At 45.0% G+C, this 19,457-nt stretch carries 21 protein-coding genes; 4 read left to right on the top strand and 17 right to left on the bottom strand.

What is annotated here, in order from left to right:
- Positions 1 to 36: 36 nt before the first annotated feature.
- The 6 genes from fghA to RH46_RS09375 all read right to left on the bottom strand — a co-directional run bounded on the left by fghA (position 37) and on the right by RH46_RS09375 (position 5,692).
- The gene (gene fghA / locus RH46_RS09400; RefSeq protein WP_006879192.1) at positions 37 to 876 is read right to left on the bottom strand and encodes an S-formylglutathione hydrolase; all 840 of its coding nucleotides are present in this window, start codon (positions 874 to 876) and stop codon (positions 37 to 39) included.
- A gap of 83 nt (positions 877 to 959) precedes the next feature.
- Positions 960 to 2,108, bottom strand: a complete 1,149-nt coding sequence (locus RH46_RS09395) for an S-(hydroxymethyl)glutathione dehydrogenase/class III alcohol dehydrogenase (protein ID WP_006879191.1) — start codon at positions 2,106 to 2,108, stop codon at positions 960 to 962.
- A gap of 212 nt (positions 2,109 to 2,320) precedes the next feature.
- Positions 2,321 to 3,658 (bottom strand): MATE family efflux transporter DinF, encoded by a 1,338-nt coding sequence (gene dinF / locus RH46_RS09390; RefSeq protein WP_006879190.1) that lies wholly within the window; start codon positions 3,656 to 3,658, stop codon positions 2,321 to 2,323.
- A gap of 41 nt (positions 3,659 to 3,699) precedes the next feature.
- Positions 3,700 to 4,512: a class I SAM-dependent methyltransferase gene (locus RH46_RS09385; RefSeq protein WP_006879189.1), complete on the bottom strand. Its 813-nt coding sequence runs from the start codon at positions 4,510 to 4,512 to the stop codon at positions 3,700 to 3,702.
- 87 nt (positions 4,513 to 4,599) lie between these two features.
- A complete protein-coding gene (lexA, locus tag RH46_RS09380; RefSeq protein ID WP_006879188.1) occupies positions 4,600 to 5,220 on the bottom strand; it encodes a transcriptional repressor LexA in 621 nt (206 codons plus the stop codon).
- Between the two features lie 109 nt (positions 5,221 to 5,329).
- Entirely contained in the window at positions 5,330 to 5,692 is a 363-nt protein-coding gene (locus tag RH46_RS09375) for a diacylglycerol kinase (protein ID WP_006879187.1), read from the bottom strand.
- A 204-nt stretch (positions 5,693 to 5,896) separates the two neighbouring features.
- Here RH46_RS09375 and plsB point away from each other — a divergent pair, with 204 nt between their 5' ends.
- Positions 5,897 to 8,332, top strand: a complete 2,436-nt coding sequence (plsB, locus tag RH46_RS09370) for a glycerol-3-phosphate 1-O-acyltransferase PlsB (RefSeq protein ID WP_006879186.1) — start codon at positions 5,897 to 5,899, stop codon at positions 8,330 to 8,332.
- A 40-nt stretch (positions 8,333 to 8,372) separates the two neighbouring features.
- On the opposite strand, the gene ubiA is transcribed toward plsB, so the two are convergent.
- Both ubiA and RH46_RS09360 read right to left on the bottom strand, forming a co-directional pair.
- Positions 8,373 to 9,227: a 4-hydroxybenzoate octaprenyltransferase gene (ubiA, locus tag RH46_RS09365; protein ID WP_006879185.1), complete on the bottom strand. Its 855-nt coding sequence runs from the start codon at positions 9,225 to 9,227 to the stop codon at positions 8,373 to 8,375.
- Positions 9,228 to 9,767, bottom strand: a complete 540-nt coding sequence (locus tag RH46_RS09360; protein WP_040895525.1) for a chorismate lyase — start codon at positions 9,765 to 9,767, stop codon at positions 9,228 to 9,230.
- A 165-nt stretch (positions 9,768 to 9,932) separates the two neighbouring features.
- Between RH46_RS09360 and RH46_RS09355 the strand changes: the two genes are divergently transcribed.
- Complete coding sequence (locus RH46_RS09355) at positions 9,933 to 10,340, top strand: flagellar basal body-associated protein FliL (RefSeq protein ID WP_006879183.1); 408 nt, start codon at positions 9,933 to 9,935, stop codon at positions 10,338 to 10,340.
- Between the two features lie 38 nt (positions 10,341 to 10,378).
- On the opposite strand, the gene glpG is transcribed toward RH46_RS09355, so the two are convergent.
- From glpG to ftsY, 6 genes are all read right to left on the bottom strand, one after another.
- Complete coding sequence (glpG, locus tag RH46_RS09350; protein ID WP_006879182.1) at positions 10,379 to 11,215, bottom strand: rhomboid family intramembrane serine protease GlpG; 837 nt, start codon at positions 11,213 to 11,215, stop codon at positions 10,379 to 10,381.
- Between the two features lie 4 nt (positions 11,216 to 11,219).
- Positions 11,220 to 11,546: a thiosulfate sulfurtransferase GlpE gene (gene glpE / locus RH46_RS09345; protein ID WP_006879181.1), complete on the bottom strand. Its 327-nt coding sequence runs from the start codon at positions 11,544 to 11,546 to the stop codon at positions 11,220 to 11,222.
- 416 nt (positions 11,547 to 11,962) lie between these two features.
- Positions 11,963 to 12,820, bottom strand: a complete 858-nt coding sequence (gene rpoH, locus RH46_RS09340) for an RNA polymerase sigma factor RpoH (RefSeq protein WP_006879180.1) — start codon at positions 12,818 to 12,820, stop codon at positions 11,963 to 11,965.
- Between the two features lie 183 nt (positions 12,821 to 13,003).
- The gene (ftsX, locus tag RH46_RS09335; RefSeq protein WP_006879179.1) at positions 13,004 to 13,972 is read right to left on the bottom strand and encodes a permease-like cell division protein FtsX; all 969 of its coding nucleotides are present in this window, start codon (positions 13,970 to 13,972) and stop codon (positions 13,004 to 13,006) included.
- Complete coding sequence (gene ftsE, locus RH46_RS09330; RefSeq protein ID WP_006879178.1) at positions 13,962 to 14,636, bottom strand: cell division ATP-binding protein FtsE; 675 nt, start codon at positions 14,634 to 14,636, stop codon at positions 13,962 to 13,964. Before ftsE ends, ftsX begins: the two co-directional genes overlap by 11 nt.
- A gap of 48 nt (positions 14,637 to 14,684) precedes the next feature.
- Positions 14,685 to 15,899: a signal recognition particle-docking protein FtsY gene (gene ftsY, locus RH46_RS09325; protein ID WP_006879177.1), complete on the bottom strand. Its 1,215-nt coding sequence runs from the start codon at positions 15,897 to 15,899 to the stop codon at positions 14,685 to 14,687.
- A gap of 209 nt (positions 15,900 to 16,108) precedes the next feature.
- On the opposite strand from ftsY, the gene rsmD reads away from it, so the two are divergent.
- Positions 16,109 to 16,711 (top strand): 16S rRNA (guanine(966)-N(2))-methyltransferase RsmD, encoded by a 603-nt coding sequence (gene rsmD, locus RH46_RS09320; protein ID WP_006879176.1) that lies wholly within the window; start codon positions 16,109 to 16,111, stop codon positions 16,709 to 16,711.
- A gap of 10 nt (positions 16,712 to 16,721) precedes the next feature.
- Positions 16,722 to 16,988: a DUF1145 domain-containing protein gene (locus tag RH46_RS09315; RefSeq protein WP_006879175.1), complete on the top strand. Its 267-nt coding sequence runs from the start codon at positions 16,722 to 16,724 to the stop codon at positions 16,986 to 16,988.
- 63 nt (positions 16,989 to 17,051) lie between these two features.
- Here RH46_RS09315 and RH46_RS09310 read toward each other — a convergent pair whose 3' ends face one another.
- The 3 genes from RH46_RS09310 to RH46_RS09300 form a co-directional block, all read right to left on the bottom strand.
- The gene (locus tag RH46_RS09310) at positions 17,052 to 17,636 is read right to left on the bottom strand and encodes a YhgN family NAAT transporter (protein WP_006879174.1); all 585 of its coding nucleotides are present in this window, start codon (positions 17,634 to 17,636) and stop codon (positions 17,052 to 17,054) included.
- A 119-nt stretch (positions 17,637 to 17,755) separates the two neighbouring features.
- On the bottom strand, positions 17,756 to 17,992 hold the full coding sequence (locus tag RH46_RS09305; protein ID WP_006879173.1) for a YecH family metal-binding protein: 237 nt from the start codon (positions 17,990 to 17,992) through the stop codon (positions 17,756 to 17,758).
- Between the two features lie 67 nt (positions 17,993 to 18,059).
- The gene (locus tag RH46_RS09300; protein ID WP_006879172.1) at positions 18,060 to 18,683 is read right to left on the bottom strand and encodes a lysoplasmalogenase; all 624 of its coding nucleotides are present in this window, start codon (positions 18,681 to 18,683) and stop codon (positions 18,060 to 18,062) included.
- Between the last annotated feature and the right edge of the window lie 774 nt (positions 18,684 to 19,457).

Genomic DNA, 19,457 nt, shown 5'->3' with positions numbered 1-19,457 from the left:
ATCCTGAGATTATGCGGCTTTTTATATTCTGAATCTTTATTGATTTAAGTATGACGCGTGAAATTCCAGATGGTCATCAATAAAGCTCGAGATAAAGTAGTAGCTATGGTCGTAGCCAGGCTGAATTCGAACTTCAACATCAGAATCATGCTCTTGAGCCGCAGCGATAAGCACTTCTGGTTTCAGTTGTTCAACCATAAAGCTGTCGGCATCACCCTGATCAACCAGAATCGGCAACTTAGCCTGAGCCTTTTTCAACAGCTCACTGGCATCATATTGTCTCCAGGCTTCAAACTCGTTACCAAGATACGCATTAAAGGCCTTCTGACCCCAAGGCGCCTGCATTGGATTACTAATCGGGCTGAATGCTGAAATAGAACGATACTTATCGCTATTTTTTAAACCAATCGTCAACGCTCCATGTCCGCCCATACTGTGGCCAGAAATAGAACGGATGCTTGAAACAGGGAAGTTGGCTTCGATTAATGCTGGTAACTCATCAACTACATAGTCATACATATGATAATGACGCGACCATGGTTCCTGAGTAGCGTTGAGGTAGAAACCTGCCCCTTTACCCAGATCATAACCCTCATCATCCGCAACATCGTCACCACGTGGGCTGGTGTCCGGTGCAACAATCGCAATACCTAATTCAGCTGCACGACGAAAAGCCGCCGCCTTTTGCATAAAATTCTCGTCGGTACAGGTTAAACCTGAAAGCCAGTAAAGAACCGGAACTGGATTGTTCTTGCTCGCCTTAGGCGGTAAGAAGATAGCAAAGCGCATTGTGCAGTTCAGTCGCACTGACTGATGAGTGTATTGCTTGTGCCAACCTCCGAATACTTTGGCTTGGCTTACGTTTTCAATGGTCATAACAACCTCATGGGAAAGAGTTTCTGATAAATAGGAGCAGCAACGCCCCTATAAGGGCGTTGCCAGGTTCAGGCAGTGAACCTTTATTTATCCATGTGAAGTACAGTACGGATTGATTCACCTTTGTGCATCAGTTCGAATGCTTCATTGACATCCTGTAGACCCATGGTGTGAGTGATGAACTCTTGTAGACCAAACTCACCAGCCATGTAGCGGTTAACGATTTCAGGAAGTTCTGAACGGCCTTTAACACCACCAAATGCAGAACCACGCCATACACGGCCAGTTACCAACTGGAATGGACGAGTAGAGATTTCCTGACCCGCACCAGCAACACCGATAATCACAGACTCACCCCAGCCTTTGTGACAGCACTCAAGAGCCTGACGCATAACATTAACGTTACCGATACACTCGAATGAGTAATCAACGCCGCCATCTGTCATCTCAACAATCACCTCTTGGATTGGCTTGTCGAATTTTTGCGGGTTAATACAATCTGTCGCGCCTAGCTGTTTCGCCAGCTCAAATTTGCTTTCATTGATGTCGACACCAATGATGCGGCTTGCACCAGCCATGCGTGCACCGATGATTGCAGAGAGACCGATACCACCCAGACCAAAGATAGCAACTGTATCGCCTTGCTCTACTTTCGCTGTATTCAGTACTGCGCCCATACCTGTGGTTACACCACAACCTAGAAGACACACCTCTTCCAGCGGAGCTTCTTTGTTCACTTTAGCGAGTGAAATTTCAGGAAGTACCGTGTACTCAGAGAACGTAGAACAACCCATGTAGTGGAAAATTGTTTCACCATTGACCGAGAAGCGGCTTGTACCGTCTGGCATCAGACCTTTACCCTGAGTTTCACGAACTGCCTGACAAAGGTTAGTTTTACCTGATTTGCAGAACTTACACTCACCACATTCAGCTGTGTAAAGTGGGATAACGTGGTCGCCAACTTCAACACTGGTTACACCCTCACCGACCATTTCAACGATACCGCCGCCTTCGTGACCAAGGATTGAAGGGAAAATACCTTCAGGATCATCACCAGAAAGAGTAAACGCGTCTGTGTGACATACACCAGTTGCCACGATGCGAACTAATACTTCACCCGCTTTAGGAAGCTGTACATCTACCTCTTCCATTTTTAATGGTTCGCCTGCAGCCCATGCAACCATCGCTTTAGATTTGATATGTGTTTGACCCGGTTTCAGTTCAAGTGCCATTGGATTTTCCTTCAATATAGGGATTTATGATGACGCAATAAGCGTAGTTGAGGTTGTGTCTCAATGCTGCGTCGTTTTGTTGGTTGTTATTTTAGGCATTGCGCTGAAAATGATAATCCCACCATTTCGAAAATCATTTTTACACATATGTAATAATGATTAGCAACCACAAAAAAGCCGGGCACTAGACCCGGCGATAAACTGAAAGCCGTTTAAGCGAGGAATCTGTTTTGCCGCCACTGATTGGCCAACACCAGCGCAAGAGAAACCCCACGCATCGCCATAAAACTCAGCATAGCCAACCATAGTGCATGGTTGCCCAAATCTTGTGACAGATAAAATATGACGAAGAACGCACTGGTCGAAACAAACATGCTATTGCGCATCTCTGCTCCTTTAGTTGCTCCAACAAAAATGCCATCAAGCAAGAAGCACCACATTGAGACCAACGGCATAGCAACTAACCAGGGTAAATATTCCAGCGCAATTAACTGCACCTCTCGAATATCAGTGATCAAACCGATCAGATTCGATCCTGCCATTGCAAAAACCACAGTCAGAAGCGCGCATATAACCAGGCTCCAGAAGAAGGTACCAACCAAAGACTGGCTAAGCTGCTGCCTGTCTCTAGCACCTATCGCTTTGCCAACCATTGCTTCCATCGCATAGGCGAAACCATCCATCCCGTAGGAAATCATCATAAGGAAACTCATTAACACCGCATTGGCAGCAACGATTTCATCGCCAAAGCTCGCGCCCTGAAAAGTCATAAACGTAAAGGTTGCCTGCAAACAGAGTGAACGGAGGAAGATATCCCGATTGAGCTTAACAAATCGACTTAAACCATTGGCGGTGTCTTTGATTAGAGGAAGCAAAGCAGGTAGTCGATCAGCTTGCCATTTTCGCCAGATACAGTAGAGACCAAAACTCATTCCTGTGTAGTCAGCGATAACTGAAGCCAATGCAGCCCCTTCCACTTTCCAGCCAAAGCCAATCACAAACAGTAAATCGAGTAGAATATTGACCACGTTGGCAATGATCACCATCCACATTGGCGCTCTGGCATTTTGCGTCCCCAGCAACCAACCCAATATAACGAAATTAGCTAAAGCGGCTGGTGCACTCCAGGCGCGCACAGCAAAGTATTGCGCTCCATAGTGCTTCACCTGCTCACTAGCATCGCTAAAACTGAACACCCATTCGGCAATGGTTTGATGTAACAACAGGAATATACCGGCGAACATCAGTGCCATGGTCATGCCCTGACTAAAAACCAGACCGAGTTGATGTTGCCCCTTAGCACCATAAGCCTGTGCAGCCAGTCCTGTCGTCGACATACGCAGGAAGCCTAACAGCCAGAAGGTCACGCTAATCATGGTACTGCCAAGTGCAACGCCACCCAGATACCATGCATGCTCCAAATGGCCGATCACAGCGGCATCTACTAAGCCAAGTAAAGGGACGGTAATATTGGAAAGCACCATCGGAATTGCCAGCAGTAACACTTGCTTATGGACGGCGCGATCGGAAAGGGTCTGAAAAATTTGCACGTTGCCACTCTAAAAAAATCGGAGTGACAAGTGTAGCGGGATCACCAGCGAAGCTGAACTACTACCGGCGTTAATCTCGGTTTAATAAAGTTAAGCTTGGTCAGCCAACGTTGCCATAGTTTCCAACGTCCACAGTCTCGTTCCAGCGGAGAGTAAGTTTTCGCCCAACGTGCCCACGGTAAGTAGCCCAGCATCGCCTGGCCGGGATCGCTATAGCCATGTGCATAATGACCCGCGCCCATCTTTTGACCTAGCTTGGAATGGCTTAAGTCTCCTGCTAATACCAGACAAGCACGTGCCGAATCAAAGTGGCAGCCTAACGCCTGAACAAACTTAGCCACTTGTTGCTGGCTACAATCAAGTAAAGCGTGCTCACAGACGATCATCACAGGTGTTTTTTCAGGAATCGGCAACTGCTCTAACCAACTGAGTTCATCTACACTGCCACAAATATGGTGGTAACGCTCACTAGCATGGAAGAGTTTTTGTCGCCAGAGGAGGTTTTCGGTCACATCAAGTTCCAGCCAATGACAACGGCCATTATCGACGCGGTAAAAACGGGTATCCAGCCCTGCACCAACATTAACAATCCAGCCGTCAGGGTTGCGGCGGATAAACGCAGAGACATGTTCATCACACGACTGGGTTAGTGTGACATGCAGAAGTTGTTTTTGGTCTATATCGCCAGAAAAGCAGTCGGGAGCAAGATGACAACGCTGGCATGCGCGCGCAGCGATAGGGTCATAAACCAATCCATTATCAACCAGGCTTTCTCGGCTACGAAGCCATAACGGTTGCAATAAATTAGTTGGGATCTGATAGCGTTGTTTGCTTGGTGCTTGATTGACGGCCATTATCATCTTCCTTCCGTAGCCAGAAAGTAGATGATAATGAATATCAGTTACAAAATCAACAAGTGAGAATTACTCTCAAACAGGAAATTACATCCAGTCTGTATTGCGGATAATGCCTACTGCCAAACCTTCAATAGCCAGATGCTGGCTAGTCAGATCGACCTTGATAGGTTCAAACTCTTCGTTTTCAGCATGAAGCAGCACGGTAGAGCCTTTGCGCTCCAGACGTTTTACGGTGACATCATCGTCGACACGAGCAACCACAACCTGACCATCGCGGACATCTTGTGTCTTATGTACCGCTAGCAGGTCACCATCCATAATGCCGATATCTTTCATACTTTCGCCATTAACGCGCAGCAGAAAATCAGCCTGAGGCTTAAACATACTTGGGTCGACCTGGTAGTGCGTCTCGACATGTTCCTGAGCAAGGATAGGCTCACCAGCAGCAACCTGACCGATAAGTGGCAAACCCTGGTCATCGTTAGCCGCGTCTTCTAACAAGATACGAATACCACGAGAAGCCCCTGGAATAATTTCAATGGCTTGCTTTCGAGCAAGGGCTTTTAGATGTTCTTCAGCAGCATTCGCTGAACGGAAGCCAAGTTCACGAGCAATCTCTGCACGTGTCGGTGGCATACCAGTGTCATCAATTTTACTCTTGATGAGGTCAAAAACTTGTTGTTGGCGGGGCGTTAACGGCTTCATAAGTCACCTGTCTTTTTATACAGTTAACTGTGAGTATATCCAGTATTTGGCTAAATGAAAAGCCAATTGATTGTTTTTTAGTAAGTTTGCAAAAACATCAATGCACAGCCTAGAAGAACAGAATATCGATCCATACGTAGCCTGTTAATAACATGGTCACCATCACTGCTGCGGAACCAATATCTTTAGCTCTGCCCGCAAGTTCATGTTGCTCACTACTGATACGATCAACAACAGCTTCAATCGCGCTATTGAACAGCTCAGCGATCAAAACCAATACCACTGTCGCAATCAACACAATCCTTTGCCACTGGTTATCACCGAGAAAAATGGCAGCAGGGATCATGATTGCCGCCAGTGCAATTTCTTCTCGAAATGCAGGTTCATGTTTGAATGCAGCCTTGAGGCCCTGACAAGAATATCGTGTCGCGTTTTTTAGTCGTTTTAATCCGTGGGTGGTTTTTGGTTGCAAGGTGCTTTCTCTTGGCTATTTATTTAATAGAACTATTGGCGGAAAAATTGATGTTTTCATAATCAATATTATCTAAAAGGTTCGACCAGTTTCTGTTATCCTTGCCGCCTATAAAAATACACGCTTGGGCACATCCCCACTTCTATAGTTACAGAACTGGAAATGTGCTTATGCAAACCATCTATTTTTGAGGCTAAGAACCTTATGTCTTCTGGACGAATGTTATCGCGTTCCTTACTAAAGCTGCCAATGTCAGTACTAGTAAAAGGAACAACAATTCCTTCAAACCCTATTGAAGATCATAGCATCGATATAAACAAGCCGATTATCTACGCCTTGCCATATCGCTCAGGTGTTGACTTGCTTGCACTGCAAAAACAAGTCATTGCATTGGGACTACCTGATCCCCTACAGCCTGTAGAGATCAATGGTAAACAGTTCAATCGCTATGTGTTTACCTCAGCTCGTCAAACTGTGATGGGCAACGATCAAGATGTACCCAATGAATCCATCACTCTGTTTTCTGATCTATTAGAGCTACATAAGTTTGATAGTGAACTTGATGTACAGGTGATTCCAACCACCGTTCTTTGGGGTCGAAAGCCGGGTAAAGAGTCTCAGCAGAAGCCTTACCTTCAATCATTGAATGGTCCACAAAAGGCCAAAGCCGTACTTCTGGCAGGTCGTGACTGTCTTGTGCGTATCAGCCCAGTTGTATCACTGCGCTATATGGCAGACTCTCATGGCACAGATACTTCAATTGCCCATAAGCTTGCTCGAGTTGCTCGTATTCACTTCTCACGCCAGAAACTAGCCGCTTCAGGTCCTAACCTGCCAAGTCGCCAGGCGCTGTTTGATCGTCTGATGCAATCTAAAGCGATTGAAAAGGCCATCGAAGACGAAGCAAAGTCGAAAAACATCTCTATTGAGAAAGCACGCAAGGAAGCCCATGCAATCATGGATGAAATTGCTGCAGACTTCTCTTACTCACTAATCAAGAATGGTGAGCGCCTGCTTGGCTGGCTTTGGAACCGTATTTACCAGGGTTTAAACATTACCAATGCGGCTACGGTACGTAAGCTGGCACAAGATGGACATGAGATCGTTTATGTTCCTTGTCATCGCAGCCATATGGACTATTTACTGCTTTCCTACGTGCTTTATCGTGAAGGTATGGTTCCTCCGCATATCGCCGCAGGTATTAACCTAAACTTCTTCCCTGCCGGACCTATCTTCCGTCGTGGCGGTGCATTCTTTATTCGCCGCAGCTTTAAGGGTAATAAGCTCTACTCAACGATTTTCCGTGAGTACTTAGCAGAGCTATTTGCTAAAGGTTACTCAGTGGAGTACTTCAGTGAAGGTGGTCGTTCACGTACTGGTCGCTTACTGCAAGCAAAAACCGGTATGCTGGCAATGACTATCCAGGCAATGTTACGTGGCCTGAACCGTCCAGTCACTCTGGTTCCGGTTTACATCGGTTACGAACACGTTATGGAAGTTGGCACTTACGCCAAAGAACTACGCGGAAAACGTAAAGAGAAAGAGAACGCCAGCCTTGTGCTGCGTACTATCCGTAAGTTACGCAACTTTGGCCAAGGCTACGTTAACTTTGGTGAACCAATTCCGCTTAATCAATATCTGAATGAGCAAGCGCCAGAGTGGACCAAAGATATCGATCCTATGGGCAGCAGCAAACCTCAATGGCTCAACCCTGTGGTTAACGATCTTGCGACCAAGATGATGACGCACATTAATGATGCTGCAGCGACTAACGCTCTGACTCTGTGTGCCACGGCATTACTTGCTTCTCGTCAGCGAGCGCTATCGCGTGACAATCTGGTAAGCCAAATTGACTGTTACTTGTCGATTTTGAAAAACGTTCCATACTCGACAACTTATACAGTACCTGAAGAAAGCGCTGAGCAGCTGGTAAAACATGCTGAATCACTTGATAAATTTATTATCGAGTCAGACAGCATGGGTGAGATTGTTTCACTCGATCGTAATCAATCTATCCTGATGACTTACTATCGCAACAACATCATCCACCTGTTTGCACTACCATCGCTTATTGCACAAATGTTGGTGCGCCACCAGCAATTGTCACTGGAACAGATTAAACGCAATGTCGCTTTGGTCTACCCATTCCTTAAGCAGGAACTGTTCTTAAGCATTGAACAGAGCAAGCTGGATGAGCTGACTGAATCATACATTGAAGAGCTGGCTCACCAAGGTTTGGTTACGATTGATAGCGAACAAAACGTGGCAATCAACCAGGCTAACACTCAAGTTCTAGTGTTACTTGGTCGTACGATTACTGAAACCCTGCAGCGCTACGCGATTGCTCTCAACCTACTGGTTGCGAGTCCTGATTTAGGTAAATCAGATCTTGAACAGAAGAGTCAGGATATTGCTCAACGTCTGGGACGTCTGCACGGCATTAATGCTCCAGAGTTCTTCGACAAAGGCGTATTCTCTGCACTGTTCACGACTCTGAAACAGCAAGATTACCTTGATGTAGATGGTAACTGTGACATTGAGAAGAGTGAGACTCTGGCGAATCTACTCTACTCGATGCTCTACCCTGAAGTGCGTTTAACGATTAGGGAAAGTATCTGCCAAACCGCAGATAGCAAATAACTCGATAACAAAAAGGGCATCCAGTGGATGCCCTTTCTTTTTACCAAAATGCGATAAATAGCCCTATGGTCACAACCATTCCGACATAGTTGTTATTGAGGAAAGCTCGGAAACACAGGTCACGATCACGATGGCGGATCAGATGCTGCTGAAAAACAAACAGCGCGCCAACCACCAACAGACTCCAGTAATAACTTGCTCCAAGCTGATACCAAGTACCAACAAACATCAGCATGGCCAAAGTAATAAGCTGAAGTCCACCTATCACCATCTTGTCAAAGCGTCCAAAAAGAATAGCTGTCGATTTGATACCTATCTTAAGGTCATCGTCCCGATCAACCATCGCATACTGAGTATCGTAAGCAATCGTCCATAGCGCATTAATGGCGAAGATAAACCACACCATCATAGGAACTTCATTCGCTTGTGCTGCCCACGCCATTGGGATCGACCAACTGAATGCTAAACCCAAAAACAACTGTGGCAAATGGGTAAATCGTTTCATAAATGGATAAATAAAGGCGAGGAATATACCGACGAACGAGAGTTGAATAGTCAGGGTATTCATACTCAGCACTAGCACAAACGAGCTGACTGCCAATACAGCAAAGAGTGCCAGAGCTTCTTTAGACGTTACTCGCCCAGATGGCAAAGGTCTCTGCTTGGTTCGCTTAACATGCCCATCCACTTTACGATCAGCAAAGTCATTGATAACGCACCCAGCCGCTCGCATAAAAATCACACCAAGAATAAATACCAATAGAACCTTTAGACTCGGCATCCCCTGTGCAGAGATAATCAAAGCCCACAACGTCGGCCATAGTAATAGCAAAGTCCCAATTGGCTTATCCATGCGCATCAGTTGCCAGTAAGCCACGGCTTTATCCGCAGTCATTTAAGCACTCTCCCCTGAGTAAATCGGTGCTGTTGGTAAGAACAGCTCTGCAACTAACAATGGCTTATGATTCATCCATAAGCGTGAACGTCTCGCCAGCAAGATTTGATCATCGACCTCGACAATCCCAACCTGCAAAGCGTCACGTTTAACATTGCTGGCACTGAAGACGGTCAAACCAAGCGGAATCTCTCCTTGCTGCGACAAATCATGCTCTTGCTCTAACATCGAAGAGTGAGGAATCAAAGTTCTCCCCAACACCCAGGCATGGCCATCACCCTTAAGAACTACTTTGCGCAGTAAGCACTCTTCTTTAGTCAGTAGTTCAATTTCTTGAGAATTCAGCTTTTCAGCTTTAACAATCTTGTTGTGCAACAGGTCGACAGTTAAAGATTGGCAATAAGACTCTAATAAACGTGACAATGAGCCCTGTTCTAGCAGCCACTTTTTTGCACTTTGTGTAGGAAAGCTAAAATGTTCTGGATCTTGCCATTCAACTTGGCGTAACGCAGATAAATAAAGCGCAGTCGATTGATTCATACTAGTATTCAATAAATAGCCTTATCATCGTACAATAAAGCTTCGATCTCTGATGTTAACCACTACATCGAGTGCTTAACGCATTTTCATTACAAATAGATGCTCTATTGTAACAAGACTCAGGCGATTCGAGTATCGTGATTGGAAGAAAGAAAAGTTATAAATATGATTAAACGTTACCTAGCCCAAATTTTTGTCGCTTGGAGTCTGTTGATCAGTCTCCCTGCGATGGCTGAAGAAGAAGGCGCTCCCAAGCTGGCTTACTTCACCCTAGAACCTGATTTAACCACCAACTTTTTTACTAAAGGCAAAAAGCTCGGCTACATCCAGGTTCGTATAGATATTATGGTTGCCAGTGAAGCAGACCTTAGTGTGATTGAACTACACCAACCTTTGATTCGTGATGCCGTCATTGAGCTGTTAGGAAAACAGTCTGAAGAGACCATTACTTCTTTAGCAGGTCGTGAAGATCTACGTAAAACATTGGTTGAACAACTCAACGCAACCTTACTACCTGAAACAGGTAAGACGATTATCGCCGACTTACTCTTCACTAAGTACTTGTATCAGTAATTCAGTCTAAGGATGGACGGCGTATATACGCCGTTTTTTTAGCTGCTTTGTTTAGCACGCCCCGCATCAACCAAACCAATAGCTACACCAGCCAACAAGCCCGCAAGATGAGCCGTATTGGCAATCGCCATAAATGGCTGCACAAAGCCAAGCACTAACCAAACCAACATAAATCCGATCACAGGTTTTGGCATACTTAAACCAAGCTGAGGCGCTTTATAACCGATTACCCAAAGGTAACCCACCAGCGCATAAACCACTCCAGATAGGCCGCCGAAGTTAGCACCTTCTACCCAATACTGGCCCGCTCCGGATAATGCTGCGGAGACCAAAAACAGTTGCAGTAACTTACCAGAGCCCAGCTTTTGTTCTATATCGCCCCCCAGTTGCCACCACCACAATAAGTTAAAGGCGATATGCATGACTGAAAAGTGTAAGAGAGCGTGGCTAAACCAACGCCATAACTGCCACTCCTGGTGAGAGAATGCTGGGAAATGGAGCGCAGCAAACACGGCCTTTCCGGCACCAAGTTGCTGGAGAGCAAATATGACAACACAGACCGCCATGACTAACAGTGTTATCGGGCCTGCTTTCGCTTTTACCATCGCCAGCATACTTGGTGACTGGTATTTAAAGTGATTTTGTCGCGTCTCCGCCATATCCCACGAGGCAGCCTGATACTTACTCGCATTGGGATTCTCAAGAAACTGTTCCAGTTCCGCTTCTGCTTCGATTTGATATTGGCTGTCAGTTAACCACAGTGCAAACTGCCCTTCTCCCTCCGGCATCATTTTGATATCGATCTGGCGTGAAGCCATATAGTCAATAAATGCCTGCGCCATTCTTGGATGATTGAGGGAGATGAGTTTATGCATACCGCTATCCTAAATTAGATTCTGTCGGCAGTTGAGCGCGCTGCCAGGCTTCGAAGCCACCATCAACACTATACACCTGCTCAAAGCCTTGGTTAACTAAATACTGTGCCGCCCCCTGGCTGCTGATGCCGTGATAGCACATAACCAGCACTGGCTGTTCAAACTCAACGCTGTCCATAAACTCCACAATAGTATCGTTAGTTAGATGGAATGCATTCTGAGCATGAGATACAGCAAAAGATTGAGGGTCACGAATATCGACCATACGAGCTTCACCTTGTTCCAATAGGCTCTGCGCGCCGTTCACATCGATATGTTTAAACTGGTCCATTAACTTTCTCTTTTCATCATTATTATCTAGCGCCATTGTAACCTATCCAGTGGTTAACAAGTACACGGACTGAGTAAGGTTATCCACTTGTGATCATTAATTCACCGATTGTGGATAAATCTGTGGATTGCGTTGATAAAGTGCTTTCAAGATTATGGATCCACAATATGTAGTGATGATCCTTATTTGATTGTGTGTAAACAAAAATTTATCCCCACGGTAAAACATGCTCAGATGGCTTGATTCACCCTGCTTTCTGACAGATAGCAAAGAAATTTACCACAGACTTACCCACAGGCAATCGATTGAAATAACGATCAACCTAACCCTGATTTAAACAAAAGCGATCGCAAACAAAAAAGCCGAGATCCTCAGATCTCGGCTTTTTCAAATTTATCGGTATCTAGTGTAAGTAGTTAGAACTCACCGACCGCAGCTTTTAGCTTTTTCATCGCATTCTTTTCAAGCTGGCGGATACGCTCTGCAGAGACACTGTATGTTTCTGCTAATTCTTGAAGAGTCGACTTATTGTCATCAAGCCAGCGTGAACGAACAATGTGCTGACTGCGATCATCAAGAGTTTTAAGAGCCAGACTTAGACGATTGTTGGTATGTGCTTCCCAGTTAGCCGCTTCAACGTTATCTGCGACATCAGACGCTTTGTCTTCCAGGTAAACCATAGGCGCAGTGTAAGAACTCGCTGAATCGTCATCATCAGAAGGCATTTCGAACGTTGCGTCCTGTGCCGCCAGACGAGATTCCATTTCGCGAACCTCTGCAGGCTCAACACCTAACTCTCTCGCAACAGTCTCTACTTCACCGTTATTAAACCAACCAAGACGTTTCTTAGACTTACGCAGGTTGAAGAACAGTTTGCGCTGAGCTTTAGTCGTCGCGATTTTAACAATACGCCAGTTGCGCAGAACATACTCATGAATCTCTGCTTTGATCCAGTGAACGGCAAAAGAAACCAGTCGAACGCCAACTTCAGGGTTAAAACGCTTAACCGCCTTCATCAAACCAATATTGCCTTCCTGAACCAGGTCAGCCATCGGCAGACCATAACCAGAATAACCACGAGCTACGTGCACAACAAAACGCAGGTGCGAAAGGATAAGTCCTTTTGCCGCCTCAATTTCACCGTCGTAATGCAGTCTCTCAGCCAGTTCACGCTCCTCATCAGCAGTCAGCATTGGGTAGCTGTTTACTGAGCGGATGTAGCTATCTAAGCTATCTTGTGTAACTACTGCCATTGGATATGCTTGGTTAGTCATTCAGTTCCTCATCAATCTCTGATCTGGAGTATTTTTTAACCCATCAATCTTGAACCTAAAGTGAACAGGTTTCAAGCAGGGAAAGTAATTATGCATAAACAAACTGTCTATACAAGAGAAAAAGTATACGGTAGCGTCTACTTTTTTCAATAGTATGACAGCAGCAAAACAAACTGGTTCAAACTAAACAGGCTCAATCTCTTTTAAATGACGCTGAGCAGAGACCTTAGCAGCCAGACAACCCAAGAAGGTTCCCAGCATCACCAGCAGTAGGGATTCATCCCAACTCAGACCGACCAGTCTGAAGTGGCTATCATACAGAAGCGCCAATTGCTCAACACTGCTATTCAGCAAAACTGTGATTACCGCTGTTAAAATCCATGCACTCACTGCACCAAGTAAACCAAACCACATGCCAGAGTACAGATAAGGTCGCAGAATGTAGCTGTTGGTCGCCCCAATCAGCTTCATTGTTTGAATCTCTTCTTTATTTGCTAGCACGTTGAAGCGCAATGTATTACCGACGATTAAAAACACTGACGCTAACATCAGCACTGATAGTGTAATGACGATGCCGCTAACTAAGTTTTTAATCGCATCTAAACGAGCAAGCCAGTCTTCATCAAGGCGCACATCTGTGATGCCCTCTTCATCACTAATCTGCTGAGCGAGCTGCTTAATCATCTGATTGTCATCTCTGCTCGGAGTGATCACTAACACACCCGGTAGCGCGTAATCGTCAAGCAAGCTCAGTGCTTGTTCAAAGCCAGAGTACTGGCTCAAATCATCCAGGCCTTGCTGAGGAGAGATGTAATTAACCTTAGCCACCTCTTCCATGCTCTCAATCTGGTCTTTCATCACCATGATTCGAGCTTCAGGAGTATTCTCTTTGATGTAAGCACTTACTTGCGAAGGACTAGTAACATTGCTGGAAGCTGCTGAGATGTTTTTACCAAGTAAGTAAAGTGCTGATGGCATGGTCAACGCCATACAGATCACAGCCAGAGTAAGAATATTACCCATTGGCCTTTGCCAAAACTCACCCAGTGACGCCTTAGCCTGTTTGAAGTGAACTGAAAAAAAGCTGTCTTTCTTAACGCGGTTTTTCGTTCGAGATGCCTTAGTGTTCTTATGGCGAGAATTAGTGGCCATAGTCTTCTACCTCACTGAGAAAACCCTGGTTAAGTTCCAGATGACGGTATTGTGGGCGAGTATTCACTAACCCAATATCGTGCGTTGCTAATAGAATCGTTACACCGGCACGGTTAAACTCTTCAAACAGTTTTAACACTCGGTTTGACAGTTCAGGATCTAAGTTACCGGTTGGTTCATCCGCTAGTAACAAGGTTGGACGGTTAACCACTGCGCGCGCAATACCGACACGCTGCTGCTCACCTCCAGACAACTGACTCGGCAAGCACTTGGCTTTGTCGAGCAGGCCGGTTTTATCCAACGCAGCAGAAACACGACGCTTAATCTCGTTTTCAGAGATAGACTCTATTCGCATCGGCAGCGCCACATTGTCAAATACGGTTCTGTCCATCAGTAAACGATGATCCTGGAACACAATACCGATGTTGCGGCGTAGAAAAGGAATATCTTTATTAGGGATTCGAGTAATGTCGTGCTCATTGAAACTGATTTTTCCATCAGTTGGTCGCTCAATAGCACAAATCAACTTAAGCAGGGTACTTTTACCAGCGCCTGAATGGCCACCTAAAAAGGCCATCTCACCTCGACGAAGGTGAAAGTCGACCTTTTGTAACGCTTGTCGACCACCACGGTACGCCTTACTCACTTGCTGAAATTTTATCACCCGAAATCCCTCTTAACTGAGTTTCTTCAATTGGTATTCGTTTTTGCTCTAGTCTTCGCGACTGAACAGAGCATCAATGAACTCTTGAGTTTCAAATGGACGTAAATCGTCAATACCTTCACCAACACCGATATAACGGATTGGAATCTGGAACTGATCAGCTAACGCGAAGATCACGCCACCTTTAGCAGTACCGTCCAGCTTAGTCAGAGTAATACCGGTAAGCGGAGCCACATCGCTAAATAGCTTCGCCTGGCTGATAGCATTTTGGCCAGTGCCCGCATCCAGAGTCAGCATGATTTCATGTGGTGCAGAGCCATCAACCTTCTGCATTACGCGAACAATCTTACGCAACTCTTCCATCAGGTTAGCTTTGTTCTGTAGACGACCCGCTGTATCAGCGATAACAACGTCGACACCTTTCGCTTTTGCTGACTCAATCGCATCATAGATAACTGAAGCGCTGTCTGCACCAGTATGCTGGGCTACAACAGGAACATTGTTACGTTCACCCCAAACTTGCAGCTGTTCGACAGCCGCAGCACGGAAAGTATCGCCAGCTGCAAGCATGACTTTTTTACCTTCAGCCTGGAACTGCTTGGCAAGTTTACCGATAGTAGTGGTTTTACCCACACCGTTCACACCAACCATCAAGATTACGTATGGCGCTTTAGAACTATCGACTTCTAGTGGTTTCTCAACGTTAGACAGGATTTCCGCCATTTCTTCTTTTAGAAGACCATAGAGTGCTTCGCCGTCTTTTAGTTCCTGACGTGATGCTTTTTCTGTCAGGTTTTCAATAATTTTTAGTGTGGTATCCATGCCCACATCAGCAATCAGTAGCTGCTCTTCAAGCTCTTCAAACAGATCATCATCAATCTGCTTACCTTTGAACAAGCCAAAGAAACCAGCACCAATGTTGGCTTTAGTTCGAGCCAGACTACGTTTCAGGCGAGCAAAGAAGCTTTCGGTCGGCTTGTCTTGTTCAGCGACACGAGGTTCAACTGGCTGTGGCTGTTCGATTTCTTCAACTGGTTCTGCTTCTGCTTCTGCTTCTGCTTCTGCTTCTGCTTCTGCTTCTGCTTCTGCTTCTGCTTCTGCAAGTTCAGCCTTGGTTTCTTCTACTGGTTCGTCAACAACTTGTTGTTGCTCATCTTGTTGTTCAACGCTAGCTGATTGTTGTTCTTGTGCGGTTTGTTTCGCTTGTTCTTCATCACCAAAGCCAAGCCAAGAGAGTAATCCGCGCTTCTTTTTTTCCGTCATCTGGGGCTATCCTAGATCGTCTTAATTAACTCAGACTTTTTTCTGCGGGCATTATCCCCGCTGAGAAAAGAAAAATGACAACAAAGTGAAAAGTTTTCACTGCCAGAGTGATGGTATACACTTTGTCATCAACAAATTTGGGCTGTATGTTAGCGCTCAACAGCAGAGCGACTGGCTATAGTATCACTTTATTAGCGGTCAAAAAATCTATGGTAAGACGTCGCCAGCAAAACACATCACAAAAAAAGCCTTCAACTGGCTTTGTTCGTATTATTAGCGGCTTATGGAGAGGACGAAAACTGCCTGTACATGATGCTGAAGGGCTAAGACCGACCACAGATCGTGTCAAAGAGACATTGTTTAACTGGATTGCTCAAGATGTTCCTCGTGCGAAGTGCCTCGACCTGTTCGCCGGTTCTGGTGGCCTTGGCTTTGAAGCGGCATCTCGCCAGGCTGAAATGGTCACGCTGATTGAGCTAAACCCTAGTGCCTTTAAACAGTTAGAGAAGAATATCGCCTCATTAAATGCCAGTAACCTCAAAGCGTATAACACGGACGCGATTAGCTTTCTTAAGCAACCAGGTACACCTCATCACGTAGTGTTTATCGATCCTCCATTTCGTAAAGGTCTGCTCGATGAAACTGTCTCTCTGCTCGAAAGTAATGGTTGGTTAGCAGATGACGCTATGATCTATGTAGAAACAGAGAAAGAACTGAGCCTTGAGGGGATCCCTGCTCATTGGCACCTGCATCGTGAAAAAACAGCTGGCCAGGTCAGCTACCGACTATTTGAAAGACAAGCAGATCAATAAGGAAATTTTGATGAAAGCACTGATTCTTCTGGCCAAAGCCGCGATTGGTTTTGTCTGGTTTATTCTACTACTGAACTTCTTTATGCCTTTCCCAGGAAAAGCAGCCATTGCTCTCTACATCATGACAGCGTTTCTGTTCATTATGCATGGTTTACAAATGGCCATTTTTATCGGCGCATTTGGTGACAAAATTAAAATGAGCAGTTGGGAGAAATGGTCAATTCTGATCTTTGGTATTTTTGCTCTGCTCGATATCCGCCGCAAGCATATGACCTAATCAGAACAAACAAAAAATGCCGCTCGATTGAGCGGCATTTTTTATTGAATCTCGAAGTCAGACCTAAGCCAGGTAACCTTTTACACCGTCTAAGAACATCTGGGTAGAAATCATAATCAGTAGCAGACCCATCAAGCGTTCAATCGCCTTCAGTCCTCGCTCACCCAAAATACGATGGAAGAAACTGTAGAACATCAGGATAAAGAAGGTTACACCCCAGGCCAGTAGCACAGCCGCAGAAAGCTCAATTAAATTGTCCGGGTGTTGACTTGAAAGCAGCAGCAAAGCGGCAATGACAGATGGCCCTGCGATCATCGGAATCGCCATAGGCACAATAAACGGTTCCTCACCTGCCGCCAGGCCAGTAATACTCCCTGCACTAGGGAAAATCATTTTGATAGCGATGATGAACAGAATGATACCGCCTGAAATACTCAAGGTTTCTGGCTGAACGTGGAGGAAGTTAAGAATGCTCTTACCTGCAAATAGGAACAGCATCAGAATAGCGAGAGCAAAGAATAGCTCACGAACAAGAACCTTACGTCGACGTTTAGGATCTAAGTGCTTGAGAATAGACAGGACAATAGGTAGGTTGCCGAGCGGGTCCATGATTAAAAACAGCATGGTCGCGGCGGATAAGATGTCCATAGGTAGTCTCCAAAACGTGATATATCAAGCACTAAACAAAGTCGGCGAAGTATAGCAATCTCGTCAGACGATTTGGAGACATTGACAGAATTTATCTCAGTCGTAATGCATTACGGTTATCAATGACTGCATACCCTTTCAGCATTCACCATCCAGATATCATCTTTTACGATCACTTTTTCGCGTTCGACAAAAAACTCAAGCAGTGTTTCTAAGGTAAAACCATTGCATTTACAGGTACGGAAACGCGCTTGCTCGCCAAATGCTTCACTTACAGCCTGCTCTAAGTCCGCCTTAGACATTGGCTGCTCTCGCAATAAGTTTAGAACGTTATGGGCATGAATTTCGGTCGTCATGAAACTTCCTCAGTAAAGGTAATAGACTGAGTTAGGATGGCATTCTTCAGCGATGTTTTCTTTGACTTTAAATAATCAGAGAGGCAGTAATCAGAGAGTGAGCCAGTAAGTAGCTACCAGAAACCAGATAACGACCTTTGTACATAGATGGTCGATAATCACTAATCGCAAGCAGTACCGCAGAGAGTGTCAATGTCAATGAACCAACAAAGCCTAGTCCGTTGGCGATGCCACCATTGAGTAACCACACTTCACCAGCAGCCCAGTTAAGTTGCAGTAACACTATCCCCATCATCACCACTGGAAAAATCAGCCGATCAATTTTAGGTAGCAGCAGAAAGAAGGCCACGACTCCAACTCCCAGCAACATAGCTGGTAGCCACCAGACAATATCACCTGAGAGCTTAACCCAGAATGAGGCACTGTAGCAGAGCTGAGCCAGTATAAAGCCGACAAAGCACAATTTGAGGTGACGCTTAACAAGGTAAAGCCAATCAGCTGCCATAGAGACCAGCAAACCAAGTGATACCCACCACGCATCTATGCCAACTAGAGCATTCTGGCTCCATAGCATGATCAACAACATTAGTAGCGACATTGTTTTAAACATCGCTGCTTGTTTCACGTGATTACTTTCACTCGCAGAAATACTGATATATCCCGAAAGAGCAACAGATAGCCAGCTCCACATTCGAACACCTCAAGAAAATTTGAGGTGCTAGTGTAGGCAGAGACAATCAGATGTCTACCGTGGGAAAGCAAAACTTGGATCTCGATAGGACTTCTCTTCATCAAGCAAACATTGTGCTCTCACTGTTCAGAGGTATCACTTTTTTCTTCTACTATTGCCAAAGCATGAGAATTCAGCCAGATACAGACATTGACACAGAACCACAGCAAAAAGACCAAAAATCACAGTAACCACCAAAACTCACAACAAAAACAGCCTGACAATACCATTATATTCAACAACTTAAATTTAAGCGCTAGATTTAGTCGAACTTAAACAATGAACTTTTGTATCGAAAACAAACCTCACATCATTCAGAAATTCGCAGCGCAAGCCGCCAAGCTCCCATCTTGTAATTTTAAAAGCGCATTTTTACCAATTACTGACACTGAAGAAACGAAGAAATCAAAAACATAGGAAAAGTTAATAATAGAAACATCAAAAATAAAATCAACACAATAAAATCAAACACTTAAACCATTTCAATCGTGATCTTTGTCTGCATTTTAATCGGTTATAAAACTATCTATTTACAAATTAACAGCTCGATAATCACCATTTATCCTCTAGAAAAGTATCTTTTTTGGAGCTTAATGATCAAATACCTTGATCTAACCACCAAAACACTGCTATTGTTATATACACATTGTTAAACATCTATTCAAAGGAGCAGTGCTATGATTTCTTCTTCACAAAAACAAGGACTTGTAATGATCGCAGTAGTCGTAGGCCTAA

Source organism: Vibrio brasiliensis LMG 20546 (assembly GCF_000189255.1).
Lineage (GTDB): Bacteria > Pseudomonadota > Gammaproteobacteria > Enterobacterales > Vibrionaceae > Vibrio > Vibrio brasiliensis.
This window is presented reverse-complemented; position numbering and strand designations above follow the sequence as displayed.